Source organism: Arthrobacter sp. G.S.26 (assembly GCF_050847375.1).
In the GTDB taxonomy this organism is placed as follows: domain Bacteria; phylum Actinomycetota; class Actinomycetes; order Actinomycetales; family Micrococcaceae; genus Arthrobacter.
On sequence record NZ_CP193752.1, the window covers coordinates 4,104,050 to 4,127,211 of the forward strand.

The following is a 23,162-nucleotide window of genomic DNA, read 5'->3' on the forward strand; positions in this document are numbered from 1 at the left end:
CTGGACCCTTCCGCCTCAGCCGCCGGCCACGGATTGGATGACCAGTACTTCCTGGCCGGGCTCCACCTCGGTAGCCAGGCCCTGCAGGCGGCGGACCTCGTCGCCGTCCACATAAACATTGACGAACCGGCGCAAGGCACCCGTTTCGTCCCGCAACCGGCGGGCCAGGATGGCAAAGTCCGCCGTCACCGCATCCAGCACGCTCCCAACAGTCACCGCCGCGTCAGCGGGCGCAGTCAGAACGGACTGCCCGCCGGCCAGGGGCTGCAGCACGCTGGGCAGCACCACAGTGATGTCAGGCACCGGCCACCACTGCCGCCCGGACGCACAGGACATCCGGCAGGTGGGCAGCCACCTCGGTGAAGGTTTCCCCCTCGTCCGGGCTTGCGTAGACGGAGCCGCCACGGGTGCCGAAGTAGACGCCTGCCGGTTCGGCGCTATCCACTGCCGCGGCGTCGCGCAGGACGCTGTTGTATTCGTGGTCCGGCAGCCCGGTGGTGGATCTAAGCCAGGTGGCACCGGCGTCGTCCGTCCGGTGCACCGCGAGTTCGGCATCCGGCGGAATCCGTTCGCCGTCGGCCTTCAGCGGAATGACCCAGGCGGTCCCTTCCCGCCGCGGATGCGCCAGCATCACAAAGCCGAAGTCTGCGGGAAGCCCATCAGCGATGGACGTCCAGGTGTCGGCGTTGTCGTCTGTCCGGTACACACCATGGTGGTTCTGGGCGTACAGCCTGCCTTCGATCCCGGCGTCCGCCGCAATCTTGTGCACACACTGGCCGAATTCCGGTTCGGCGTCCGGCATAAAGCCCGCAGAAATGCCGCGGTTCCGCGGCTCCCAGGAGGAGCCCCCGTCCAGGGAACGGTAGACGCCGCCGGTGCTCATGGCGATGTGGACGGTGTCACCGCCTGGCTGCACCACGATTGAATGCGCCGCCGCGCCGCCGTAGCCTGCGCCCCACTCGCTGCGGTGGGGGTGGTCCCACAGGCCCCGGTTCAGCTCGAAATGCTCTCCCCCGTCCGTTGATTTCCAGACCGAGATGGGCTGGGCACCCGCCCACACCACCCCGGGCCGGGATTCTGCGTCCGGATGGATCTGCCAGATCCGCTCCACCGCCGCCCCGGTGTCAGCGGGAAAAGTGATGGCGCCCTCCGCAGGCTCGGACCACGTGGCGCCAAGATCGTCGGAGTGTGCCACGGTGGGCCCCCAGTGCTCGCTGCGCACCCCCACCATGATCCGCGTCCGGCCTTCCCGCGTGTCGATCCCCACGCTGGGGATCTCGCTCATCAGGAAGTGCGGGCCGGTAAAGGCCCAATTGCTCCGGTCCGGGCTGGTGGCCAGCCATAACCCTTTTTTGGTTCCGATCGCCAGGACATAACTCTCCGCGGTTGCCATGCGTTCCATGCAACCACCGGCAGCGGCGGGCCGCAACGGTTTTCTTTCCAACAACAGTTTGGCCGGCTTTTTTGTGGTGTGGAAAATAAAGCGAAAGTACTTATTCGCGGTGCTGGCGGACCGCCCTACCAGCCAGTAAGCTTAATTTCGCAAGCCCAAGTGAACCGCGGGCCTGCCCAAATGCTGCTCCGGAGTGCGTATCCCCCAATAACGCACTCCGGAGCTTTTTTGTGCCCGGCGAAGATCATGAGGCCCGCCACGGGAATACCCCCCAGGGGTACTTGCGCCATACCCCAAGGGGGTATAAGTTGGCGTTATGGACACTGCAGAACAGCCCACGCCGGAGCACACCCCCGCCGTCCACGGCTACACGGGCAACAAGGACGCCTACCTCCGCCGGCTCAAGCGCATCGAGGGCCAGGTCCGCGGCATCGCCCGCATGGTGGACGAGGACAAGTACTGCATCGATATCCTCACCCAGGTCTCGGCAGTCACGAAGGCCCTGCACGCCGTGAGCCTGGGCCTGGTAGAGGAACATATCGGCCATTGTGTGGTGGGCGCCGCCGCGGAACCGGATCCGGAACTGCGCGCCGGGGCCATCGATGCAAAGGTCAAGGAAGCCACGGAAGCCATCGGCCGCCTGATCCGTTGAGGCAGCACCAGCCTGCGAACACCACCCACAACCCAAGGAGCCAGCCATGAGCACCATCTCACCCATCACCACCACCGTCAGCGTGTCCGGCATGACCTGCGGCCACTGCGTCTCGGCGGTCAGCGAAGAACTGGAGTCCCTGGCCGGGGTGGAAGCGGTCGCCGTAGACCTCAACGCCGGCGGCATCTCCACCGTCACCATTACCTCGAGCGGCGCCTTGCCGCCGTCGGACATCGGTGAAGCAGTGGCCGAGGCCGGCTACCTTGTCGTCGCCAACCAGGCCTGAACCCTTTTATCCCCTGACCAAGGAGGCGGACATGAGCCAGCACAAGCTCCTGCACCCATCGGACCACCGCACGGTTGACCTGGACATCACAGGCATGACCTGCGCGTCGTGCGTCAACCGCGTGGAAAGGAAGCTGGGCAAGCTCGAAGGCGTGGCAGCCACCGTCAACCTGCCCTTGGAATCCGCCCACGTGAGCGTTCCTGCCCACATCAGCGATGACCAGCTGGTGGCCACCGTCAACGCTGCCGGCTACACGGCCACCGTGCGGCCCGCCGCGGACCACGGCCACAGCCACGCGATGGACCCTGCCGGCGGGGACCACATGACCCACGGTGGTTCCGCCGCATCGCTGCGCCCCCGCCTCCTGGCCTCCGCAGCCCTCACGGTCCCCGTTTTCCTCATCTCCATGGTGACCGCCTTCCACTTCCCGCACTGGGGCTGGGCCGCCGCCGTCCTGGCCCTGCCCGTGGTGACCTGGGCCGCGTGGCCCTTCCACCGGGCCGCAGCCATCAACGCAAGGCACCTGGCCTCCACCATGGACACCCTGGTGTCCATCGGCGTTGCTGCCGCCTACCTGTTCTCCGCCTGGCAGCTGCTGGCGGATCCCCGCATGACCGAAAGCCCCGGAATGGAGGGCATGGCAGCCGGCGGGCTCTATTTCGAAGTGGCGGCAGTGGTCACCACCTTCCTGCTCCTGGGCAGGTTCCTGGAGGCCAACGCCAAGCAGAAGGCGGGCGATGCCTTGCAGGCCCTCCTGAACCTCGGCGCCAAGGCTGCCACTATCCTGCGGGAGGGAAACGAACTGTCGATCCCCGCTGACCGGCTGCAGGTGGATGACCTGCTGGTGGTCCGCCCCGGCGAAAAAATAGCCACGGACGGCGTGGTCACCGAGGGGACATCGGCCGTTGACGCATCCCTGGTCACCGGCGAATCCATGCCGGTGGACGTGGGTCCGGGCAGCCGGGTAACCGGCGCCACCATCAATACCTCAGGCCGGCTGCTGGTCCGGGCCACCCGCGTGGGGTCAGCCACCACGCTGGCCCAGATGGCCCGGCTGGTCTCCCAGGCCCAGACCGGCAAGGCGCCCATCGCCCGCCTCGCCGACCGCGTCAGCGCCGTGTTCGTACCGGTGGTGCTGGTCATTGCCGTGGCCACGTTCGGGCTCTGGCTCCTGGCTGCCGGGCCGGCCATCTCCGCCGGCGAGCTGAGTTCCGCGTTTACCGCTGCGGTGGCCGTGCTGGTCATCGCGTGTCCCTGCGCCCTGGGGCTGGCCACACCGGTTGGCCTGCTGGCGGGAACGGGACGCGGCGCCCAACTGGGCATCCTGATCAAGGGCCCGCAGGTCCTGGAGGACACCCGGACGGTGGACACCATCCTGCTGGACAAGACCGGTACCGTCACCACCGGCATCCTGTCTGTGGACGGCACCACGGCGCTGCCGGGCTTCACGGAAGCCGAAGTGCTGCGCCTGGCGGCGGCAGTCGAGACCGCGTCGGAACATCCAGTGGCCAGGGCCATCGCCGCGGCCGGGAAGAGCCGGGAAACGCACGACGGCGGCGCCTTGCCGCCCGTCCACGGGTTCCGTTCCGAGCCAGGCGGCGGAGTGCTGGGAACCGTGGAAGGCAGGCTGGTGGCCGCCGGCCGCACCGGCTGGCTGGAACAGTCAGGACTTGCCCTGGGCCCGGACCGGAAAGCCGCGTTGGCGGCTGCCGAAGCGGGGGGTGCCACCGCCGTCTGGGTGGCCGTGGACGGTGCACCGGCCGGCATCATCAGCCTCCGGGATGCCCCCAAGGCAGGCTCCGCGGACGCAGTGGGCGCGTTGAAGGAACTCGGACTGCGTCCCATCCTGTTGACCGGGGACAACGCCGCGGCGGCTGCGAAGGTGGCTGCCGCCGTCGGAATTGATCCTGCCGACGTGTTTTCCGGGGTCACTCCGGAAGGGAAAGTGGCGGCCGTCCGGACGCTCCAGGCTTCGGGCGCCACGGTGGCCATGGCGGGCGACGGCGTGAACGACGCCGCGGCACTGGCACAGGCGGACCTCGGCATCGCCATGGGCTCGGGCACGGACGTGGCCATCGAGGCAGCGGACCTGACGGTGATGGGAAACGACCTGGCCCAGGTGGTGCAGGCCATCCAGTTGTCCCGCAGGACCCTCGCCACCATCAAAACGAACCTGTTCTGGGCCTTCTTTTACAACGCGGTGGGTATCCCGGTGGCCGCCCTGGGCCTGCTCAACCCGATGTTGGCCGGCGCCGCGATGGCGGCGAGCTCGGTCCTGGTGGTGGCAAACTCGCTGCGGCTGCGGCGCTTCGGCAGGTAACCGGGGCCCGGTGGTCCGTCAGGCGGCGCCAAACCGCTCGGCGGACCTGGCTCTTGCCTTGGCCGCTTCAACCTCCCGGTCCTTGGGGGGCGCGACACTGACCAGGGCGTCCAGCAGATGTGCCGTGATGTGGGCAATCTCGTGGACGGCGTCGTCGAAGGCCTCCTGGTTGGCCTTGGACGGCTTGGTGCTGCCGCTGATCTTCCGCACATACTGCAGCGCTGCGGCATGCACCTCATCGCTGGTGGCATGCGGTTCGAAGTTGTGAAGGGTTCGGATGTTCCGGCACATACGCCCATGCTAGGCGCTGATCCAGCCGGGATCGAGCCCTTTTTCCTTGGCAGCCGCCCGTTCCGCGGGGTCCCCGCATGGGGAGTCCAGCATGGGCAGGGGTGCCCATCGACACTGTTTTCCGGGCCGGGGTAGGTTTGAACCAATGGATCTTCCGGATGAGCCGGGGGCCACTGGGGAGACCGGTTCAAGCCGGATCCACACTACACAAGGAGAAACTGATGGCTATTTGGGGTGCAGACGTCCAGGAACTTCGTCAGCTGGGCAGCAAGCTTCAGTCGGGTGCAGCGGAGATCGAGACGCAGAAGACCACTCTCACCAAGGTCCTGAGCAGCACGAACTGGGAAGGTCCGGACGCCCAGAAGTTCCGCAACGAATGGTCCGGCACGCACTCCGCCCTTCTCACCAAGGTTGCGGAAGCGCTGAAGGAAGCCGGCACGAAGGCTACCAAGAACGCCGAAGAGCAGGACCGGGCCTCCAACTGACCCTGACGGTTCAGCAGGCTTGCCGCGGCAGGGTCCGGACACCATGGGGTGTCCGGACCCTGTCCGGTTTAACCCCCGCCCCGGTTCCACCTGCGGACAGGCCTGGGTTACGGGACGGGTTCGACGTCGTTCGCATGGTCCAGCGGACGGGCCCCCGCAGGTGCATCCGCGGCCGGCGGCGCACCGGTTTTCGCTGCGGCGCGGAGTTCGTCAAGCCGCACCAGGACCACGCCGCCCACAATCAGGACACCGCCCAGGAGCTGGATGGCACCCGGCAGTTCACCCAGCAGCAGCCAGGCCCAGGCCACGGCGAAGAGGACCTCGGTCAGCGACACAAACGATGCCACTTTGGAGCCCAGCGCCCTGGCCGCCATGATGCCCGAGACGTAAGCCAGCACGGTGGCCAGCAGCACCAGGCCGGCCAGCGAAACCCACCACGGCGCCAGCCAGGGTCCCAGCTTGGTGTCAGCGGTGCTGAACGCCATGGGCAGCAGGCCGGTAGCGGCCGCCAGCCACATCACCGCAGCACCCACCATCAGCCCGCCGGACGCCAGGACGATGGGCGGCAGGGTGTCGTTTTCCTTGGCCGTGATCACAAAATAGATGGCGAGGCAGACCGCTGCGGCGATGCCCCACAGCACGCCCACCACGTCCACCTTGACAGCGCCGGTCAGGTCCAGGACCAGCACCAGGCCGGCCAGGGCGAGCAGCGTGCCGCCAAAGGTCAGGGCGCGCGGCGTTTTCCGGCTGGCCGCCCACAGCCAGAGCACAATCAGCACCGGCGCCAGGTACTCGAGCAGGAGGGCGACGCCCACTGACAGCCTGGCCACGGCATTGAAGTAGAACAGCTGGCAGGCTGCCACGCCCACCAGGCCAAACAGCACGATGGTGAGCCAGTTGCTGCGCAGCTGGTGCCACCGGCCGCGGAGGGCCGGAATGGCCGGGACGGCAAGGATCAGCGCGGCACCGGTCAGGCGGGCGGTCACCGCGGCGCCGGGGGTCCAGCCGGTTTCGAGCAGGGCCTTGGCAAAGGCGCCGGAGATGCCGAACACGGCGGAGGAAAAGAGGGCAATGCCGAGGCCCGGCGCCAGGAAGGCGCCGGCCGGTCGGCGGCGGTGGGTTTGTTTCACGGCAGGCACCAATGCCTTCTGTCAGGAGTAAAGTGGGGTGATGGTCATGACAGTACGCTTGCCCCACGTAAGGAGTCAAGATGGTTTTTGCCCCTGACACTGAGGTGGCCCTGCGCACCGTGGTCAACCTTGTTAACTCCGCAGCGAATGGCAGGGAAGGCCTGGCCACGCTGCAGGACCTGGATAAATTCCTCGAAGCCGAGGGTTTCACCGGATCCCGGGTCCGGGACGCCCGGGAACTGGCCAGCGTCCACGCGCTCCGCGGCGAGCTTGCGGCGCTTTGGACGGCCGGTGAAGACGCGGCCGTGAAGACGGTGAACCGGCTGCTCCGGGAAGCCCGGGCTTTGCCCCAGCTGGTGAAGCATGATGGCTGGGACTGGCACCTGCACGCCACCCTGCCGGCCGCGCCGCTGGCGGACCGGATGAGCACGGAGGCGGCCATGGCGCTGGCGGACGTCATCCGCAGCAAGGAGATGGACCGGCTGCGCGCCTGCGAGGCCGCGGACTGCGATGCGGCCGTGCTTGACCTCAGCCGCAACAGGTCAAAGCGGTACTGCGATACCGGAAACTGCGCAAACCGGGCGCACGTGGCGGCGTACCGGGCACGGCAGGCAGCGACCGGTTGATCCGGAAAGGCGCCGACCGGACCAACGGCTAGGGGCCGGCGTGCCGGCGGTCAGGTACCGGGCGTGCCGGCGGTCAGGTACCGGGCGTGCCGGCGGTCAGGTGCCGGGGGTGCCGTCGGTGCCGTCACCGGCAGCCGGGGCCTGGCCACCGGATTTTTGGCCGCCGAATCCGTGGCCCTGGTTTCCCGCGGAGCTGAGGTTGACGCCCGAGCCCTTGCCCAGGTGTTCGGCGTTGTCCTTATGGCTCATGGACAACATGGCGGCGATGACCAGGGTGACGATGAAGGCGATTCCCGCGGCGGTGAACGCGAGGTCGAAACGGGGCGCGCGGGCGCTGCCGCCGGAGGCGAAGATCAGCACTGCGCCAAAGGCCACTACCGCCCAGAACGCGGAAAACATCAGCGGCCCTTTCACCGAGGTCCGCAGCTTGCGCGGTTTGCCTGGATGCTGGTCTGCCACGATGATTCCTCCCTGCAGGCGGCGCGCCGGCCGGCCTGGTGTTAATGCTTCGATGGTGTGCCCGGCATATTTCTACAGGAAGTAGAACCGTGCGTAACCAGTTTACGGGTTGCCGGCCCCGCTGCGGGCATCGTGCCGGAGCGTCAGGCCCGACAGGACCCAGAGCACCCCGGAAATGATGGCGCCGCCGCCGGCAACCCCCAGCAGGGCGTGGGCGCCCAGGCCGGCGAAGAACGGGAGGGCGGCCGCGGTTCCCAGCCCGATCACGCCGGACGCAATCCAGTCCCGGGCCAGGACGTGCCGGCCCCTGTACTGCAGCCCGCACGCAAGTTCCAGGGCACCGGCGGCTCCCAGCCCCAGGGCTGCGATCACAGCGAACAGGGTGTCGCCGTGCAGGAGGAGCACCGCAAAGCCCGCGCCCGCCAGCACTGATCCGGCGCCGGACAGGAGCTTGCCCGGACCGGACGTGCGCTCCCATCCCGTGGCGGGGATGCCGCGCAGCAGCACCAGCCCGGTGGCCAGCAGGTAGAGGCCGCCAGCCCAGCCCATGACTTCAATGGACGGCGCCGGCCAGAAAATGGTGATGGCGCCGAAGGCCAGGGCCGCCGCCGCGCGCACCAGGACCGGGCGCCAGAGATCGGGCCGGGGGCTGGTTTCGGGGGCGGTTCCGGCGGGGGTCATGGATTGGCTCACCGGTCCAGTTTAGTGGCGGGCGGTGCTACGCCGAACCGAGGACCATCCACCGGTCGGACCGGGAACGCAGGCCCAGCGTCACGGCCCGGGCAGCCATGTAGGCCAGGGCGAAGGCTGCCCAGAGCCACCCGAGGCCCGCGGCGCCTTGCAGGCCGGTGCCGGCAACCCACGCGAGCAGCGGCGCGTAGACGGCAAGGTTTGCCAGTCCCGCCAGTGCCAGGTAGCGGGCATCGCCGGCGCCGATCAGCACACCGTCCAGCACAAACACGTAGCCGGCAAGGGGCTGGCCTGCCGCCAGGACCCACAGCGCCGTTGCAAGGACGGCGCCCACCTCGGGGTCGGGCGTGAACAGGGCCCCCAGCCAGGGTGCCGCGAGGGCCAGCAGGGCTCCCGTGAGCACGCCGAAGCCAATCCCCCACCGTGTCATGGTCCGGGTCAGCTGGCGGGCCTCCCGCGGGTTGCCGGCGCCCAGCTCCTTGCCGATCAGGGCCTGCGCCGCGATGGCCAGGGCATCCAGGGCAAAGGCCAGGAAGGAGAAGATCGTCATTGCCAGTTGGTGGGCCGCCAGGTTCACGGCCCCCTGGGCGGTGACCACCAGCACGGTGGCCAGGATCGCAACGCGCAGGCTCAGGGTCCGCAGCATCAGCCACGACCCCACCCGGGCCAGGCCCCGGATACCCTGCCACGTCGGGAGGAGGCCCACGCCGTGCCGGCGGGCATTCCGTCCCACCATCACCACGTAGACGGCAGCCATAGCCCACTGGGCCACGCTGGTTCCGGCGGCTGAGCCGGCCACGGACCACCCCAGTCCGTACACCAGCCAAAGGTTAAGGACGATGTTCAGCGCGAAGCCTGCAGTGGCCACCACCAGCGGTGTTTTTGTGTCCTGCAGGCCGCGCAGCACTCCCGTTCCGGCAAAGACCAGCAGCATGGCCACCAGCCCCGGCATGGACCAGCGCAGATAATCCACCGCATACTGCCGCACGGCACCTTCCGCGCCCAGCAGGCCCACCAGGGGTTCCGCGAACAGGAAACCTGCCGCGGCCAGCACCAGGCCCAGCAGCAGGGCGAGCCAGACGCCATCCCGTCCGGCAGCCAGGGCCTTTCCCAGCCGGCCGTCGCCCATGGCGCGCGCCACGGCGGGCGTGGTGGAGTAGGCCAGGAAAACCATCAGGCCGACTGCGGTGTGCAGCACTGCCGAGGCAAGGCCGACGCCCGCCAGTTGCGCCACCCCGAGGTGGCCCACAATCGCGGAATCGGCAAGCAGGAACAGTGGCTCCGCAACCAATGCGCCGAAGGCAGGGACCGCCAGGTGCAGGATCTGGCGGGAACGGCTTCGTTCGGGACGGGTGGTTGCGGGCAGGACAGGTTGAGGCACGATGCCAGCTTAACGGGGAGGCAGAGATGTCGCGGAAGCATGACAAAACCCACATCGGGGTCAATTTTATTGACACTTCAACAAATGATCCGGAAGACTCGAAGCATGAACCAGTCACATCTCACCACCACGGCCATTACCGCCCTGCGCATTGTCCTGGGCTTCATCTTCGCCGCCCACGGCTGGCAGAAATTCAATGAATGGACCATCGCCGGCACGCAGGCATCCTTCGGCAAGATGGGTGTCCCCGCAGCTGAGATCGCCGCTCCCGCCGTCGCAGTCCTCGAACTTGCGGGCGGCATCGCCCTGATTCTGGGCATCCTGACCCGCGTGGTGGCAGCATTGCTGGTGATCGACATGCTGGGTGCTCTGTTCCTGGTGCACGCATCAGCCGGCGTTTTTGCTGCCAACGGCGGCTACGAGCTGGTCCTGCTGCTGGCCGCGGCCGCCTTCACCCTCGCCCTCACCGGGCCGGGGCGCGTTTCCCTGGACAGGGCCCTGTTTGGCCGGAAAAACTCCAGGCTTGCCGCCTTCGCCTGACCCAACCCGTCCCGCGCATCACGGCGGCCCGGCACCCACGTGCCGGGCCGCCGTCGTAGGCCAGGCGGCCCACCGGGACCGTCCATGACGGCCGCATGTCAGCCCAACAGGCCGGTAACCGCTGGCCCTCAGTATGATCGCTGCATGACGCAGACCGGCAGGCAAAACTCCGTGACCCTCCGCTTCCTGGCAGCACCCATGGACGTGGGCCACAGCGGCTCGGTGGATGCCGGAACCGTCCTGGAGTGGGTGGACAAGGCCGCTTACGCCGCCGCGGTGGGCTGGGCCAAGTCCTACTGCGTCACCGCCTACGTGGGCAACATCCACTTCGCCGACCCGGTCAACAGCGGCGACATGGTGGAGGTGGAGGCCACGATCGTCTACACCGGCAGGTCTTCCATGCACATCCGCACGGTGGTCTCGTCCGGGGATCCGCGTGGCGGACAAGCCACCATGCGCAGCCAGTGCATCGTGATTTTTGTGGCTGTGGGCCCGGACGGCCGGCCCATCCCCGTACCGCAGTTCGAGCCCGTAACGGCGGCCGAAACCGAGCAGCGGGACCACGCCCTGGCCCGGATCAAGGTGCGCGAACAAATCGTCGAAGCCATGAACCATCAGGAATATACAGATGCCGGGACCGCCGAGCGGGTGACGCTCCGCTTTATGGCGGCCCCGACGGATCTGAACTGGGGCGGGAAGGTCCATGGCGGCACCGTGATGAAGTGGATCGACGAGGCGGCATATGTCTGCGCGTCCCGCTACGCCGGCAAGGACACCGTGGCGGTTTTCTCCGGCGGCGTGCGCTTCTACCGGCCGCTGCGGATCGGCCACCTCGTGGAGGTGGAGGCCAGGCTGGTCTACACCGGCACCAAAGGCATGCACGTCGCCGTCCACGTCCGCTCCGGCGACCCCAAGGACGGCGGCCTGGAGCTCACCACCTACTGCCTCACCGTCATGGTGGCCCGGGACACCGAAGGAACATCGGTGCCGATCCCGGCCTGGGACCCGGTGAGCGACGAGGACCGGCGGCTGCACGCCCATGCCCGGGACCTGCTGGAGATCCGGGGCACCGCGCCGGGGAACCGGCTGCCCAACCATCTGCTGGCCGCCGGCCCCGCGGGTTCAGCAACGGGCCGGCCGGCGGAAAGCGTCAGCGGCTAGAAGCCGCCGCCGCCAGCGTCCGCTGCCATATTGGCAAAGCGGGAGTAATGACCCTGGAACGCAACCACAATGTCCTTGGTGGGCCCGTTGCGGTGCTTGGCGATCAGGATGTCCGCCTCACCGGCACGCGGCGATTCCTTGTCGTAGACATCCTCGCGGTGCAGCAGGATCACCATGTCGGCATCCTGCTCGATGGAACCCGATTCACGGAGGTCCGAGACCATGGGCCGCTTGTCTTGGCGCTGCTCGGAACCACGGTTCAACTGGGACAGCGCGATGACCGGAACCTGGAGCTCCTTGGCCAGCAGCTTGAGCGCCCTGGAGAATTCCGACACTTCCTGCTGGCGGGACTCGACTTTTTTGCCGGAGCTCATCAGCTGGAGGTAGTCAAGGATCACGAGTTTGAGGTCGTGCTGCTGCTTCAGGCGCCGGCATTTGGCACGGATTTCCATCAGCGACATGTTGGGGCTGTCGTCAATGAACAGCGGGGCATCGTTCATCCGGCCCATGGTGGTGGCGATCTTGGACCACTGATCATCTTTGATGGTGCCCTTGCGCAGGTCCTGGAGGCCGATGGTGGCCTCTGCGGAGAGGAGGCGCATGGCGATCTCATTCCGGCCCATTTCGAGCGAGAACATCACAGTGGCCAGGTTGTTCTTGATGGCGGCGGACCGGGCGAAGTCCAGGGCGAAGGTGGACTTACCCACGGCGGGGCGGGCGGCGATGACAATCATCTGGCCGGGGTGCAGCCCGTGGGTGAGCTCGTCGAGTTCGTAAAACCCGGTGGGCACACCCGTCATGCCTTCTCCGCGGTGGCCGGAGGCCTCAATTTCGTCAACGGTGGATTCCATGACGTCCTTGAGCACCACGTAGTCCTCGGCCGTCCGGCGCTCCGCGACGGCGTAGACCTCCGCCTGGGCCTGGTTGACCAGGTCCTCCACCTCGCCGTCCGAGCCGTAGCCCAACTGGACGATCTTGGTCCCGGCGTTCACCAGGCGCCGGAGGACGGCCCGCTCCGCTACGATCTCCGCGTAGTACCCGGCGTTGGCAGCCGTGGGGACGGTCTGGATCAGCTCATGCAGGTAGGCCGGGCCGCCGATCCGGTTGATTTCGGCCCGCTTGGTCAGCTCATCGGAGACCGTGACGGCGTCGGCGGGTTCGCCACGGCCATACAGGTCGATGATCGCTTCGTAGATGGTTTCGTGGGCGGGGCGGTAGAAGTCCTGCCCGCGGAGGATTTCCACCACATCCGCGATGGCGTCCTTGGACAGCATCATGCCGCCCAGCACCGACTGTTCAGCGGGAATGTCCTGCGGCGGTTTCCGGCTCGCGTCTGATCCGCGGGTGGTCTCTGCGGTGTCCAGGTGCGCGATTGACAAAACTGCCGTCCTTCATAGGTGCCGGTGCATAAGATGCCCGGCAGGTGTGCGTCCCGCCAGGGGTGCGCGGGGAATTTCGCTCCGCCGCCTGGTAATGGTCTACCCGGAGGGTCCGACATAAGGCCTTGGCGCCCGCCTGCGCGCGGGGAACACAGTTATCCCCACTTTCCACAGGTTTTCCACAGCCACCTCCGGCTTGGGTCCTTCGGAGCCAGTGAAGCTGTGGTCCACCGGCACCTCCGGAGACCGGGGCGACAGGAAAAACAGGTACTCCGCTACGCTAGCCGCCTGCGGGCCAGCCGCAAAGCCAAGGGACCCGGGTGGGTGTGGATAACCTGTGCACTAAGCGGCATAGATTGTGCACAGCCTGTGGGAAAGGTTGTGGAAAGAAAAATTCTTTTCCCTACCTAAAGGCTCTGACCTGCGAAAACACTACTTTTGAGGTGTGGAGTAAATATTTCTTTGCCGGAATTTCATCCACAGCCGCAGCGCGGCACCGGAGCCGCCGGTTACAGCTTCCGGGCAGGTGATGCAGTTCATTCCACCCCCGCGGCGCGCCGCATATATTCCCGTCCGGTGCAGCCGCGCCCGGCCGGGTACGCATCCATGCGCAGGGGCGAATATTGCTGTGGATAACGTGCATCTGGCATAAGCTCTTGGTATGGGCGAACTTCTGCTGGTACTCCTGCCATCGATCATTCTGGTGGCGCTCCTGTGGGGGCTCGCCACGGCATTCAAACCACGGGATACCGGCCTGTCTGACGCCGAAAAGTACCAGCGGGACCTTGCCCTCCGTTCGGCCCGGCACAACGCCGAACAGGTCCAGGCCGCGTCAGCTGCGCGTGCCCGGTTTGAAGCCACAACCCGGCCGTCACAGAACGAGCAACAGCATGCACAGCAGCAGGAGTACCACCCCGCCCAGCCGCAGCTCCGGCCCCGCGGCTGAATTTTCACAGAACGGCTTTTGAAAGATGGAATCGCTTGTGATCCCTGTCCTCATCCTCCTGGCAGTCCTGGCAGGCATCCTGCTGGCCGTCAGGGCCATGGGCCGGCGGAAGTCCCCCGGGGCGGAGCCGCTCCCGGCGGCCGGCAGTGCCGACCTGGCGCGGACGGCCTCGGCCAGGCTCTCGGAGGATGAGCACCGCCGGATCTACGCCCTCATAGCGCAGGGCCAGGCCATGGCGGCCATCAAACTCTATTACGAATCGACAGGGGACGGCCTCCGGGCATCCCGCGACGCCGTGGGCGCCCTCGCCACCCACCCCCAGCCGTACCGGAGCGCCGAGGTGCCGGCACCCGCCCCGGAGGAGGCTGGTGGGCCGGAACGCTTCCCCTACCGGTACCGGGCCATCGCCAGCAAGGGTGAGGTTACGCGTGAGGTCAGCAGCAACATGCTCAACGATGAGATCTACGGCCGGATCCGGACCCTTGCCCGAAGTGGGGAAACCGAGGCCGCCGCCACGGCGCTGACCAGGCACTCCGATGTCTCCCTGGACCAGGCCCGCGAGTTCATTGCACTCCTGGACGACTGACCCGGTGCACAGGCCTTAGTGGCTGGCGGAGATCCCCGCCAGCAGCTGTTCGAACGGAAGGGACTCCAGCGTCGCCGGAGCCTGGCCGGGCTGGGGACCCGTCAGGAGGGCTGCAAACTCTGCGGCTGCCCTGTCGGTCCGCTCCGACAGGGGCGACGCTCCGTCGTCGGCCGAACCCCAGTCCTGCGGTCCGGCGAAGACGGCGGTGGCAGCCGTTCGGGTGCGCAGGTAGCTGAACAGCGGGCGCATGGCGTAATCCAGGACCATCTGGTGCCTGTCAGTCCCGCCCGTGGCGCCCAGCAGGACGGCCTTCCCGGTCAGGGATTTCGGGTCCAGGACATCGATGAATGACTTGAAGAGGCCGCTGTAGGAAGCACTGAACACCGGTGTCACGGCAATGATGCCGGTCGAGGCATCCACGCCGGCGATAACCTCAGCGAGCTTCGGCGCAGCGTAGCCGGTGACAAAGTTGTTGGCGATGTCCACGGCAAGGTCCCGAAGTTCCACAAAGTCCACCACGACGTTGTAGCCTGCCGACTCCAGCTGGCGTTTAGTCGACGCGGCGAGCTGGTCGGCGAGCAGCCTGCTCGACGACGGTACTCCCAGGCCCGCGGACAGGACGGTAATGCGGCGGGTTTCCATGGCGTTCTCCTCTTGGTTCTTACCAACAGCATATATGCATATGCATCTACATGGTGAACAGTGGGTCCCGCCTGGGTATTCCCGCGGCCGACCGGTCCTTCCGGTTACAGCAGGACAGTCCCCCGGATGCAGGTGGTGCTGTTTCCGCCCACCCAGATTCCGTCGTCCCGGGCACTGATATGCAGCCGGCCTGCCCGGCCGAGGACCGTGCCCTGCGCGGCCACATAGCGTGCAGGAGCGCGGCCGCTGTCGATCAGCCACTTCGCGGCGCCCGCATTAAAGCTTCCCGTTACCGGATCCTCCATCATGGCGTCCCCCGGAACAAAGGTCCGTACCTCGAAGTCGGCATCGCCGACTGCGGTGTGCGGGCCGATGACCCCCACCTTCAGGTCCCCCATGGCCACAGGATCCGGCTGGATGGCCAGCACCTCCCCAGCCGACGCCAGCAGGACACCCACCCAGGACGGGCCGTTGACCAGCCAGGAAGCATCCAGGATGGCTGATTCGGGCAGCCTAAGGCCGGCAGCGAGGGTGCGCCGGACGGCCGCGTCCACGGGCCCGAAGCGGGTCAGCGGGGGCGCCGCGAAAGCCAGGCGGCCGGCGTCGTGCCTGATCTTTACCAGCCCCGCGCCGCACTCCTGTACCAGCTCCCCCGCTGTGTGCGGAACGCCACCGGCCTCAAGCCAGGTGTGGGCCGACCCGAGCGTTGGATGTCCTGCGAAGGGGAACTCCTCGCTTCCGGTGAAGATCCGGACCCGGTAGTCAGCGCGGGGATCCGTGGGCGGCAGCAGGAACGTGGTCTCGGACAGGTTGGTCCAGTTGGCGAAGTGCTGCATCATGCCGGAGCTGAGGCCCTCGGCGTCAAGGACGACAGCGAGGGGATTGCCACGGTACGGCTCGGCGGCAAAAACATCCACTTGGTGGAAAGGGCGGTTCCGGGGTTCGGGGTTCACCGCAGAAGGCTACCACCGGCGCTGGCAGCGCGACCGCCGGTCTGCAAGACTTCGTCCATGGCAACGAACAAGACCCAGCCAACAACGGTGTCGGTGGCCGGCTTCCTGGCGTCGGTGGAACACCCCGGCCGACGGACCGACAGCATGGAACTGGCCGACCTGATGGCGGGCATCACGGGCCAGGAGGCAGTCATGTGGGGACCCACGATCGTGGGTTTCGGTGCGTACCACTACAGGTATGAAACCGGCAGGGAAGGGGACTCTGCGGCCGTTGGGTTCTCTCCCCGCAAGGCCAACCTCGTCCTGTACGGGCTGACGTACAGCCCGGACGCGGACCGGCTGCTGCCGGAGCTTGGCAAGCACCGGGCCGGGGCGGGATGCCTCTATGTCAATCGGCTGGCGGACGTGGACCGGGACGTCCTGGCGGAGCTGGTCAGCACCGGTTACCGGCACACCATGGCGGAACTCCACAAACCCTGACGCAAAAGACCCCCGCCGCCGGAACCGGCAACGGGGGTCTTAGTGCAGTCAGATGACCGGGGTGCTGCTACTTGCCTGCAACGACGTCGAGTTCGACGACGGCTGCAACGTCAGCGTGAAGGCGGACGTTGGCCTGGTAGGAGCCGACCGACTTGATGTGAGCCGGCAGTTCAACCTTGCGCTTGTCGATCTTGCCAAGGCCAGCGGCCTCAACAGCATCGGCGACGTCGGCCTGCTTGACGGTGCCGAACAGGCGTCCGGTCTCGCCGGCCTTGACGACCAGCTTGACCGGCTTGGAGGACAGTGCAGCGGCCTGCTTCTGAGCATCTTCCAGGGAAGCGTGCTCGCGGGCGGCGCGGGCAGCCTTGATGGACTCAACCTGCTTCTCGCCACCCTTGGACCAGGTCAGGGCGAAGTTGCGGGGCAGCAGGTAGTTACGTGCGTAACCGTCCTTGACCTCGACAACGTCGCCAGCAGCACCGAGACCGGTTACTTCGTGGGTCAGAATGAGCTTTGCCATGTTAGTTAGTCCCTTTCCTTAGCCGCGGCCAGCGCCGGAGTAAGGCAGCAGTGCAACTTCGCGGGCGTTCTTGATTGCCTGGGCGATTTTGCGCTGTTCCTGGACCGTAACGCCGGTGACGCGACGGGCGCGGATCTTTCCGCGGTCGGAGATGAACTTGCGCAGCAATGCTACGTCCTTGTAGTCGATGACAGTGATGTCAGCGGCCTTCAAGGGGTTGGACTTTGGTTTGGGCTTACGGAGTTCAGCCTTAGCCATCGTGGAGCTCCTATTCTAGGGAGCCCGTGGATATTGATCCACGGGATGGTGGTGGCCAGGCGCCGGCATCCGCAGCGGTGCGCAATGGCACCCCTGGCGGTCCCGGCGTCGGGCCGTTATTGGTTGTTAGAAGGGAGGTTCGGAATCGGGGCCGTTGCCCCAGCCGCCTGCGTTGGAGACACCGGGCGTTGCCCAGGGATCCTCCTGTGCAGCCTGCTGGTTGCCGCCGCCCCAGTTTCCGCCGGAGTTGCCACCCTGGTTTCCACCGGAGTTGCCACCTCCGAAGTTGCCGCCGCCGCCGGCGTTTCCGCCGCCGAAGCCACCCTGGCCACCCTGACCGCCGGAGCGCTGGGTGCGGTTGGCCTTGGCATTGGCGTAACGCAGGCTGGGGCCGATTTCGTCGACCTCAAGCTCGATGACGGTGCGCTTTTCGCCTTCTTTTGTTTCGTAGGAACGGCTCTTCAGACGGCCGTTGACGATCACACGCATACCCTTGGTCAGGGATTCGGCGACGTTTTCGGCTGCTTCACGCCAGACGGCGGCGCGGAGGAACAGGGTTTCCCCGTCCTTCCACTCGTTGGACTGGCGATCAAAGGTGCGGGGGGTGGAAGCGATGGTGAAGTTCGCTACTGCCGAACCTGACGGTGTGAACCGCAATTCCGGGTCATTGGTGAGGTTACCGATGACCGTAATGGTGGTCTCGCCTGCCATCTACTGCCTCCTTGTTCGATCCTGGGTGAAGAGTGCGTTTCCTGCGGGGTGAAGAATGAAGCTGGTGCGGGAAATTACTCCGCAACGACCTTCTGCTCTTCGGGGCGGGTGATCTTGGTGCGCATGATGGTCTCGTTAAGAGACAACTGGCGGTCAAGTTCCTTGGCGGTGTCCGGCTTGGCGGTGAAGTTCACCACGGCGTAGATACCTTCGGACTTCTTCTTGATGTCGTAAGCCAGTCGGCGACGGCCCCAGATGTCAACCTTTTCGATGGTTCCACCATCGTTGGTGATGACGTTCAGGAACTTCTGAAGCGACGGCTCAACGGTACGCTCTTCGACCTCGGGGTCGATGATTACCATCAATTCGTAAGGACGCATATGTGAACCCACCTCCTTTGGGCTAAGCGGTTACGGCATTTCCGTAACAGGAGGTTCATTTGCGGTGCCGTGCGGCGCCAGCTTCCGGAACGGAGGCAGGGCGCAGCACAGACTTTTCAATCTTAGTGCATGCGGTGCGGATAGGCGATTCGCGCCTTGGAGCAGCCGTGTTCCCCCAGCGTAGGGCGGTTCCGCCCCGGATATCGGGGCTGGTCACCGTATGTGGAAAACCGTCCGCCCGGCGGCCATGGCGGCGCGCCGGGCGGACGGCAGGAGAAGCAGATGCGGCAGGTTTACGACGCCGGCGGGGCGCCTGCGGCTGCAGGTTCGGTTGTGTCGGCAGCAGCATTGGCCGGGCCCGCCGGTCCGCCCTTGCGGTAACGGAACACACCGATACCCACCACAACAGCGGCAAGGGCAACGGACAGCAGCAGCGATTCGCGGGTCGAATCCAGGATGACCATGCCGATCAGCAGGGCAACGATGCTGCCGATGGCCAACCAGGTGAGGTACGGGAACAGCCACATTTTCAGTTCAAGGTCCTTGGCCCGGGCACCCATGCGCTTGCGCAGGATCAGCTGCGAGGAGGCGATGACCAGCCAGACAAAGAGGGCAATGGCACCGGAGGTGTTGACCAGGAAGAGGAAAACGGTGTCCGGGGCGATGTAATTCAGGCCAACGGTGACGAACCCCACCACGGTGGAGGCGAGCACAGCGGACGCGGGGACGCCGCGGCGGGAGATCCTGGTCCATGACTTGGGTGCGTCGCCCCGCTTGGACAGCGAGAACAGCATGCGGCTGGCGGTGTAAAGCCCGGAGTTCAGGCAGGAAAGCACTGACGTGAGGACTACAACGTCCATGATGGTGCCCGCCCCGGGGATGCCGAAGAGTTCAATCACCGCCACGTATGGGCTCTTGGCGACGCTGGCGTCGTTCCACGGCAGGAGGGTCACCACAACGGCGATCGAGCCGATGTAGAACACCAGGATCCGCCACACGGTGGACCGGACTGCCTTCTTGACGGCGTCGACGGGATTCTCGGATTCGCCGGCCGCGATGGTGGCGATTTCCGCGCCGAAGAACGAGAAGACCACCACCAGGATGCCGGCCAGCACGGCGCCTGGTCCGTTGGGGAAGAACCCGCCGTTGTTGACCAGGTTGTCCAGGCCGGGGGCCGGGACGCCCGGCACCAGGCCCAGGATGGCTGCAGCTCCGAACAGCAGGAACAGGGCGATGGCTGTGACCTTGATGGAGGCGAACCAGAATTCGAATTCGCCGAAGGATTTTACGGATCCCAGGTTGGTCAGGGTCAGCAGCACCATGAGGAGCAGCGCCCAGACCCACTGGTCGACACCGGGGACCCAACGGTGCATGATGGCGGCCCCGGCCGTCGCTTCAATGCCCAGCACGATGATCCAGAACCAGGCATACAGCCAGCCGATGCTGAATCCTGCCCAGCGGCCCAGCGCCTTATCGGCATAGGTGGAGAAGGAGCCGGTTTCCGGGTTTGCCGCTGCCATTTCGCCCAGCATCCGCATCACCAGGATGACGACGATGCCCGCGGCCATGTAGGCCACCAGGATCCCCGGGCCGGCCTGCTGGATCGCCGCGCCGGAGCCCACAAAGAGCCCCGCGCCGATCACACCGGCGATCGCGATCATGGAGAGGTGCCGCGGCTTGAGCGACTTGGCTAACTGTTGGTCAGCAGGCATGGAGCGCCGTCCTTAGGGTCTTTCAGTGCGGGTTGGGGCGCCGGACGGGTCTCCGGGACGCCACTGCGGGGTACGCAGGGGCCGCAGCGAGTGCGGCGGGTCACAATGTTTCTCCCACCCTAGACTCCGACTCCGGGGGGGCATTATGTGCAGTGGCACAGATCGTCGGGTGCGAAATCGGATGATCCCACAGGCATGAGGACCACAAGGAATCAACAGATTCCCTGTGGTCAACGCGGTAATCTTGAGGAAACGCGTGGGCAATCTTGATCCAATCCAGTGACTAATCGGTGGAAACGCTTGCATCTGCGGCGCTATATTCCTTCTACGGCTGGGAACCGTGCCGGCAGCACCTCGTTTGCCGGCATGTTGCACTGTTGGCCAGCCAGCTGGCCGGTGTGCGGCAAACCACATTGGCATCAATAACGCAGAGGACGCGGTCTCACCTTTGATGGGTGGGGACCGTATGTCGCTTATAGGCCGCAGCAAAGAGTTGGACCGGATCCTTTCTGTGATCCGGGGGCCCAAGGATTCCGCCCTTGCCGTGATCGGCCGGCGCGGATCGGGCAAGTCTGCCCTGCTGTCCGAGATTCCCACTCTTTCCGAGTACCGGACCGTTTTCCTGCAGGCCAGCGCCGCCGAATCGGATTGGCCGCTGTCCGGGCTGACCGCGCTGCTCAACGGCATCGACGACCCGGTCCTGAACCGCATCGCAGATGAACTCCTCCGCGATACAGCCGGCACCATGAACGTCCCCATCGTCTCCGCGATGCTCTTGAACGGCCTGCAGCAGCGTTCCTCAGCCCGGACAGTGATTGTGATCGATGACGCGGACCAGCTGGATTCCAGCAGCCAGGCCGTCATCGGGTTCCTTTCCCGCCGGTTGGCCGCAACGGACATCGCCCTCTTCGTCAGCGTCCGTGAAGAAGTGCCGGACAGCCCCTTCACCGGTCTTGCCGTCCTGCCGTTGGGTCCCCTCAGCTACAGCGACACGGTCAGGTTGCTGGAGGCCATTCCGGCGAAGCAAACCACGACGGCGGCCGCCCACACGGTTGCCGCGGCTACAGGCGGGAACCCGCTCGCCGCCGTCGAGCTATACCGCCGGCTGCTGGAACGGCAGGCGGAAGGCAAGCACGCGCTGCCCGTCCCGCTGCCCTGCAAAGGCAGCTTCGAAGCGGAGTTCGCCGCCGTCGTCGGCGGGATCAGCCGCAGCGCGCGGAACGTGCTGGACCTGCTGTCCCTCTCCTACCGCAGCGATATCCCGAGCCTGGAAAAGGTCAGCCCTGATATTTGGACCGGGGTGGATGAGCTCCTCGCCAGCGGCCTGGTGAACCGTTCCGGGCACCACCTGCGCATCCGGGACCAGCTGCTGCGCGGCTTCGTTTTCTCAGCCATGACGCCCGCTGTCCGCACGGCAAGCCACCGGACCCTGGCCGAAGCGTCGGAGGCCACCGATCCCTACGCCCGGCGGTGGCACCTCAGCTTCACCGCCCTGGAGCGCCAGACACCGTTCGGCCTGTTGCGCCACGCCGTGGACCTGATCCGGGGCGGGGAGATCTCGTTCGCCGTCGAATACATCGAGCGGGCCCTCACCATCAACCCGTGGGAGGCCGAAACAGCCTCGCGCCTTGCCACCGTCGCCGAACTGCTGTTTAACCGCGGCGAATTTGTTTATGCCAAGCGCTACCTCGAGTGGGCCCAACGGGTCACCCGCAATCCCGCGCTGATCCTGCGGCTCACCGGCCTGTCCTTCCAGATCCAGTTCATCCAGGGCGCGGCGGTGCGCTCCAGCATGGTGCTGCGGCTGGTGAGGGAATTCGGCCGCCACGATCCGGGATACGCCGCCAGCCTGCTGGCCGTTGGCGCCCTGTACTACGCCGAACGCTGGGAACTCCGCGACGCCGCCGAACTCCTCCGGCAAGGCGCCGAGTTCCAGGACTCGGCATCCGCCGGGGTGCTTGCCATTTCGGAGCGGGCGAGGATGCTGGCAGACTCCATCAGCGGCAATACCGGGACGCTGAGCCGGAAGCACGAACCGGCGGGCAGCGCCCGGATGGCAAGCCTGCTGATCCAGGGCCGCGCCCTGAGCTACGCAGAACGGTACGACCACGCGCAGGAAGCCTTCGCCATGGTCCGCAGTTCCGTTGAGGCAAGCAACACCAACTGGCGGGAAACCGCAGCGTTCCTTGCGGTGGACAACGAAATCCGGGCCGGCAACATCCGCGCCGCCATCAAGCTCATCGACGACATCGAACGCCACGAACCTGAAGTGAAGTTCCACCGTGGCCTGCGGCACCTCTACCGCGAGTGGCGGGCCCACGCGCTGGGCGACGAGGCCCTGGCCCATGTCCACGCCGCCGAGGCACAGCGCTACGCCGGTTCGGAAAGCCACGCTGCGACCACCGCTCAGCTCGCCTCGGTCCGCGGCCATTTTGCCCTGCTCCGCGGCGACCTGGCGGAGGCTTTTGCCCAGTTATCCCGCGCTACGGAAATCGGCCTGGGGTTCGGGAATCCAACATTGCTCCGGTGTGAGGCTGACCTGGTGGAAGTCCTCATCCGCATGGGCCGCCACCGCGAGGCCACGCACGCGCTGATGATCCTGGAAGGCCGTTCCGTGGGCCTGCGGTCGCCCTGGCTGGCGATCGCTGTGGCCCGCAGCCGCGCCATGCTTGCCGACGGCGAGCAGTCACTGAATCTTTTTACCCAGGCGCTCGAAGGCCGGGCCGCGCTTGAATCCGTGCTCGAATGCGCCCGGACCCTGATGTGCTACGCCGAAAGGCTGAGCGCTTTCGGCCGGTTGCGGGATGCCCGCGACGCCCTGCTGCGCGCCAAGGTGATGTTCGATGAGGCCGGGGCCGACGCCTGGACCCAGCACGTGGACGCGCTGCTGCTCGACGAACGGGTGGAGCCGGCCAAACCGCAGGGCAACCCGGCCATGAGGCTGCTCGCGGACCACGAACGCGCCCTGGCGAAAATGGTGGCGCGCGGGATGCGGAACAAGGAGATAGCGGCCACGTTGTACGTGTCGGTCCGGACCGTGGAGGTGCGCCTCACGGCCATCTACCGCAAGCTCGGCGTGGAGTCGCGCGCCCAGCTGACAGCCCTGGCCGCCGGCAAGGAAAACCTTGCGCCGGAGCCGTACGTCCTGCCCGTCCTCTAGGCCTTTTTCCGGCCGTTTTGC

Annotated in this window: 26 protein-coding genes; 11 read left to right on the forward strand and 15 right to left on the reverse strand. The window is 66.4% G+C overall.

From position 1 onward, the window contains the following. Positions 1 to 15: 15 nt before the first annotated feature. Together ACRB8A_RS18820 and ACRB8A_RS18825 are read right to left on the reverse strand one after the other, a co-directional pair. Entirely contained in the window at positions 16 to 303 is a 288-nt protein-coding gene (locus ACRB8A_RS18820; RefSeq protein WP_050683815.1) for a MoaD/ThiS family protein, read from the reverse strand. After that, positions 296 to 1,402: a WD40/YVTN/BNR-like repeat-containing protein gene (locus tag ACRB8A_RS18825; RefSeq protein WP_050683814.1), complete on the reverse strand. Its 1,107-nt coding sequence runs from the start codon at positions 1,400 to 1,402 to the stop codon at positions 296 to 298. The genes ACRB8A_RS18820 and ACRB8A_RS18825 overlap by 8 nt, the downstream gene beginning before the upstream one ends. Before the next feature lie 307 nt (positions 1,403 to 1,709). Between ACRB8A_RS18825 and ACRB8A_RS18830 the strand changes: the two genes are divergently transcribed. From ACRB8A_RS18830 to ACRB8A_RS18840, 3 genes are read left to right on the forward strand one after another with little or no spacing between them, the layout of a single operon-like run. After that, a complete protein-coding gene (locus ACRB8A_RS18830) occupies positions 1,710 to 2,045 on the forward strand; it encodes a metal-sensitive transcriptional regulator (protein WP_050683813.1) in 336 nt (111 codons plus the stop codon). Positions 2,046 to 2,091: 46 nt separating this feature from the next. After that, positions 2,092 to 2,331: a heavy-metal-associated domain-containing protein gene (locus tag ACRB8A_RS18835; protein ID WP_432245317.1), complete on the forward strand. Its 240-nt coding sequence runs from the start codon at positions 2,092 to 2,094 to the stop codon at positions 2,329 to 2,331. A gap of 31 nt (positions 2,332 to 2,362) precedes the next feature. Beyond that, positions 2,363 to 4,651 carry a heavy metal translocating P-type ATPase gene (locus ACRB8A_RS18840; protein ID WP_432245318.1) on the forward strand — a complete coding sequence of 763 codons (2,289 nt, stop codon included), beginning with the start codon at positions 2,363 to 2,365 and terminating at the stop codon, positions 4,649 to 4,651. A gap of 18 nt (positions 4,652 to 4,669) precedes the next feature. Here ACRB8A_RS18840 and ACRB8A_RS18845 read toward each other — a convergent pair whose 3' ends face one another. Further along, a complete protein-coding gene (locus ACRB8A_RS18845; RefSeq protein WP_056599293.1) occupies positions 4,670 to 4,942 on the reverse strand; it encodes a DUF2277 domain-containing protein in 273 nt (90 codons plus the stop codon). 221 nt (positions 4,943 to 5,163) lie between these two features. Here ACRB8A_RS18845 and ACRB8A_RS18850 point away from each other — a divergent pair, with 221 nt between their 5' ends. Beyond that, a complete protein-coding gene (locus ACRB8A_RS18850) occupies positions 5,164 to 5,427 on the forward strand; it encodes a WXG100 family type VII secretion target (RefSeq protein ID WP_050683809.1) in 264 nt (87 codons plus the stop codon). 107 nt (positions 5,428 to 5,534) lie between these two features. Here the strand turns inward: ACRB8A_RS18850 and ACRB8A_RS18855 are convergent, their stop codons facing one another. Then, positions 5,535 to 6,557, reverse strand: coding sequence for an EamA family transporter (locus tag ACRB8A_RS18855; protein WP_432245319.1), 1,023 nt, complete (start codon positions 6,555 to 6,557; stop codon positions 5,535 to 5,537). Positions 6,558 to 6,637: 80 nt separating this feature from the next. On the opposite strand from ACRB8A_RS18855, the gene ACRB8A_RS18860 reads away from it, so the two are divergent. Continuing rightward, a complete protein-coding gene (locus ACRB8A_RS18860; protein WP_432245320.1) occupies positions 6,638 to 7,183 on the forward strand; it encodes a CGNR zinc finger domain-containing protein in 546 nt (181 codons plus the stop codon). 96 nt (positions 7,184 to 7,279) lie between these two features. Here the strand turns inward: ACRB8A_RS18860 and ACRB8A_RS18865 are convergent, their stop codons facing one another. From ACRB8A_RS18865 to ACRB8A_RS18875, 3 genes are all read right to left on the reverse strand, one after another. After that, positions 7,280 to 7,642, reverse strand: coding sequence for a hypothetical protein (locus ACRB8A_RS18865; protein ID WP_285241301.1), 363 nt, complete (start codon positions 7,640 to 7,642; stop codon positions 7,280 to 7,282). A gap of 102 nt (positions 7,643 to 7,744) precedes the next feature. After that, entirely contained in the window at positions 7,745 to 8,335 is a 591-nt protein-coding gene (locus ACRB8A_RS18870; RefSeq protein WP_197273491.1) for a hypothetical protein, read from the reverse strand. A 25-nt stretch (positions 8,336 to 8,360) separates the two neighbouring features. Then, positions 8,361 to 9,713: an MATE family efflux transporter gene (locus ACRB8A_RS18875; RefSeq protein WP_432245321.1), complete on the reverse strand. Its 1,353-nt coding sequence runs from the start codon at positions 9,711 to 9,713 to the stop codon at positions 8,361 to 8,363. A gap of 105 nt (positions 9,714 to 9,818) precedes the next feature. Between ACRB8A_RS18875 and ACRB8A_RS18880 the strand changes: the two genes are divergently transcribed. Then, entirely contained in the window at positions 9,819 to 10,253 is a 435-nt protein-coding gene (locus tag ACRB8A_RS18880; protein ID WP_050683805.1) for a DoxX family protein, read from the forward strand. 144 nt (positions 10,254 to 10,397) lie between these two features. After that, positions 10,398 to 11,414 (forward strand): acyl-CoA thioesterase, encoded by a 1,017-nt coding sequence (locus tag ACRB8A_RS18885; RefSeq protein WP_432245322.1) that lies wholly within the window; start codon positions 10,398 to 10,400, stop codon positions 11,412 to 11,414. Here ACRB8A_RS18885 and dnaB read toward each other — a convergent pair. Continuing rightward, positions 11,411 to 12,793 carry a replicative DNA helicase gene (dnaB, locus tag ACRB8A_RS18890; RefSeq protein WP_050683803.1) on the reverse strand — a complete coding sequence of 461 codons (1,383 nt, stop codon included), beginning with the start codon at positions 12,791 to 12,793 and terminating at the stop codon, positions 11,411 to 11,413. The genes ACRB8A_RS18885 and dnaB overlap by 4 nt on opposite strands. 661 nt (positions 12,794 to 13,454) lie before the next feature. Here dnaB and ACRB8A_RS18895 point away from each other — a divergent pair. Then, a complete protein-coding gene (locus ACRB8A_RS18895) occupies positions 13,455 to 13,739 on the forward strand; it encodes a hypothetical protein (protein ID WP_050683802.1) in 285 nt (94 codons plus the stop codon). 25 nt (positions 13,740 to 13,764) lie between these two features. Then, complete coding sequence (locus ACRB8A_RS18900; RefSeq protein ID WP_050683801.1) at positions 13,765 to 14,325, forward strand: hypothetical protein; 561 nt, start codon at positions 13,765 to 13,767, stop codon at positions 14,323 to 14,325. A gap of 15 nt (positions 14,326 to 14,340) precedes the next feature. Here ACRB8A_RS18900 and ACRB8A_RS18905 read toward each other — a convergent pair whose 3' ends face one another. Beyond that, a complete protein-coding gene (locus ACRB8A_RS18905) occupies positions 14,341 to 14,967 on the reverse strand; it encodes an FMN reductase (RefSeq protein WP_285241295.1) in 627 nt (208 codons plus the stop codon). Positions 14,968 to 15,071: 104 nt separating this feature from the next. After that, a complete protein-coding gene (locus tag ACRB8A_RS18910) occupies positions 15,072 to 15,920 on the reverse strand; it encodes a PhzF family phenazine biosynthesis protein (RefSeq protein WP_432245323.1) in 849 nt (282 codons plus the stop codon). A gap of 57 nt (positions 15,921 to 15,977) precedes the next feature. On the opposite strand from ACRB8A_RS18910, the gene ACRB8A_RS18915 reads away from it, so the two are divergent. Continuing rightward, the gene (locus ACRB8A_RS18915) at positions 15,978 to 16,400 is read left to right on the forward strand and encodes a DUF1801 domain-containing protein (protein WP_432245324.1); all 423 of its coding nucleotides are present in this window, start codon (positions 15,978 to 15,980) and stop codon (positions 16,398 to 16,400) included. A 67-nt stretch (positions 16,401 to 16,467) separates the two neighbouring features. Here ACRB8A_RS18915 and rplI read toward each other — a convergent pair whose 3' ends face one another. The 5 genes from rplI to ACRB8A_RS18940 form a co-directional block, all read right to left on the reverse strand. Continuing rightward, positions 16,468 to 16,920: a 50S ribosomal protein L9 gene (gene rplI / locus ACRB8A_RS18920; protein WP_050683797.1), complete on the reverse strand. Its 453-nt coding sequence runs from the start codon at positions 16,918 to 16,920 to the stop codon at positions 16,468 to 16,470. A gap of 18 nt (positions 16,921 to 16,938) precedes the next feature. Then, complete coding sequence (rpsR, locus tag ACRB8A_RS18925; RefSeq protein WP_003800144.1) at positions 16,939 to 17,178, reverse strand: 30S ribosomal protein S18; 240 nt, start codon at positions 17,176 to 17,178, stop codon at positions 16,939 to 16,941. 126 nt (positions 17,179 to 17,304) lie between these two features. Continuing rightward, positions 17,305 to 17,889, reverse strand: a complete 585-nt coding sequence (locus ACRB8A_RS18930) for a single-stranded DNA-binding protein (protein WP_432245325.1) — start codon at positions 17,887 to 17,889, stop codon at positions 17,305 to 17,307. 74 nt (positions 17,890 to 17,963) lie between these two features. Further along, positions 17,964 to 18,269: a 30S ribosomal protein S6 gene (gene rpsF / locus ACRB8A_RS18935; protein WP_050683795.1), complete on the reverse strand. Its 306-nt coding sequence runs from the start codon at positions 18,267 to 18,269 to the stop codon at positions 17,964 to 17,966. 293 nt (positions 18,270 to 18,562) lie between these two features. Further along, complete coding sequence (locus ACRB8A_RS18940) at positions 18,563 to 19,981, reverse strand: amino acid permease (protein ID WP_056599329.1); 1,419 nt, start codon at positions 19,979 to 19,981, stop codon at positions 18,563 to 18,565. Positions 19,982 to 20,447: 466 nt separating this feature from the next. On the opposite strand from ACRB8A_RS18940, the gene ACRB8A_RS18945 reads away from it, so the two are divergent. Then, a complete protein-coding gene (locus tag ACRB8A_RS18945) occupies positions 20,448 to 23,141 on the forward strand; it encodes an AAA family ATPase (RefSeq protein ID WP_432245326.1) in 2,694 nt (897 codons plus the stop codon). The last annotated feature ends 21 nt before the right edge of the window (positions 23,142 to 23,162 follow it).

Bases quoted from the DNA above. Each gene is read 5' to 3' on its own strand.
- ACRB8A_RS18900 (WP_050683801.1), top strand. From the start codon at position 13,765: ATGGAATCGCTTGTGATCCCTGTCCTCATCCTCCTGGCAGTCCTGGCA.
- rpsR (WP_003800144.1), bottom strand. From the start codon at position 17,178: ATGGCTAAGGCTGAACTCCGTAAGCCCAAACCAAAGTCCAACCCCTTG.
- ACRB8A_RS18905 (WP_285241295.1), bottom strand. From the start codon at position 14,967: ATGGAAACCCGCCGCATTACCGTCCTGTCCGCGGGCCTGGGAGTACCG.
- ACRB8A_RS18850 (WP_050683809.1), top strand. From the start codon at position 5,164: ATGGCTATTTGGGGTGCAGACGTCCAGGAACTTCGTCAGCTGGGCAGC.
- ACRB8A_RS18895 (WP_050683802.1), top strand. From the start codon at position 13,455: ATGGGCGAACTTCTGCTGGTACTCCTGCCATCGATCATTCTGGTGGCG.
- ACRB8A_RS18945 (WP_432245326.1), top strand. From the start codon at position 20,448: ATGTCGCTTATAGGCCGCAGCAAAGAGTTGGACCGGATCCTTTCTGTG.
- rpsF (WP_050683795.1), bottom strand. From the start codon at position 18,269: ATGCGTCCTTACGAATTGATGGTAATCATCGACCCCGAGGTCGAAGAG.
- ACRB8A_RS18845 (WP_056599293.1), bottom strand. From the start codon at position 4,942: ATGTGCCGGAACATCCGAACCCTTCACAACTTCGAACCGCATGCCACC.
- ACRB8A_RS18930 (WP_432245325.1), bottom strand. From the start codon at position 17,889: ATGGCAGGCGAGACCACCATTACGGTCATCGGTAACCTCACCAATGAC.
- ACRB8A_RS18840 (WP_432245318.1), top strand. From the start codon at position 2,363: ATGAGCCAGCACAAGCTCCTGCACCCATCGGACCACCGCACGGTTGAC.
- ACRB8A_RS18825 (WP_050683814.1), bottom strand. From the start codon at position 1,402: ATGGAACGCATGGCAACCGCGGAGAGTTATGTCCTGGCGATCGGAACC.
- ACRB8A_RS18940 (WP_056599329.1), bottom strand. From the start codon at position 19,981: ATGCCTGCTGACCAACAGTTAGCCAAGTCGCTCAAGCCGCGGCACCTC.
- rplI (WP_050683797.1), bottom strand. From the start codon at position 16,920: ATGGCAAAGCTCATTCTGACCCACGAAGTAACCGGTCTCGGTGCTGCT.
- ACRB8A_RS18915 (WP_432245324.1), top strand. From the start codon at position 15,978: ATGGCAACGAACAAGACCCAGCCAACAACGGTGTCGGTGGCCGGCTTC.
- ACRB8A_RS18835 (WP_432245317.1), top strand. From the start codon at position 2,092: ATGAGCACCATCTCACCCATCACCACCACCGTCAGCGTGTCCGGCATG.
- ACRB8A_RS18880 (WP_050683805.1), top strand. From the start codon at position 9,819: ATGAACCAGTCACATCTCACCACCACGGCCATTACCGCCCTGCGCATT.
- ACRB8A_RS18885 (WP_432245322.1), top strand. From the start codon at position 10,398: ATGACGCAGACCGGCAGGCAAAACTCCGTGACCCTCCGCTTCCTGGCA.
- ACRB8A_RS18860 (WP_432245320.1), top strand. From the start codon at position 6,638: ATGGTTTTTGCCCCTGACACTGAGGTGGCCCTGCGCACCGTGGTCAAC.
- ACRB8A_RS18830 (WP_050683813.1), top strand. From the start codon at position 1,710: ATGGACACTGCAGAACAGCCCACGCCGGAGCACACCCCCGCCGTCCAC.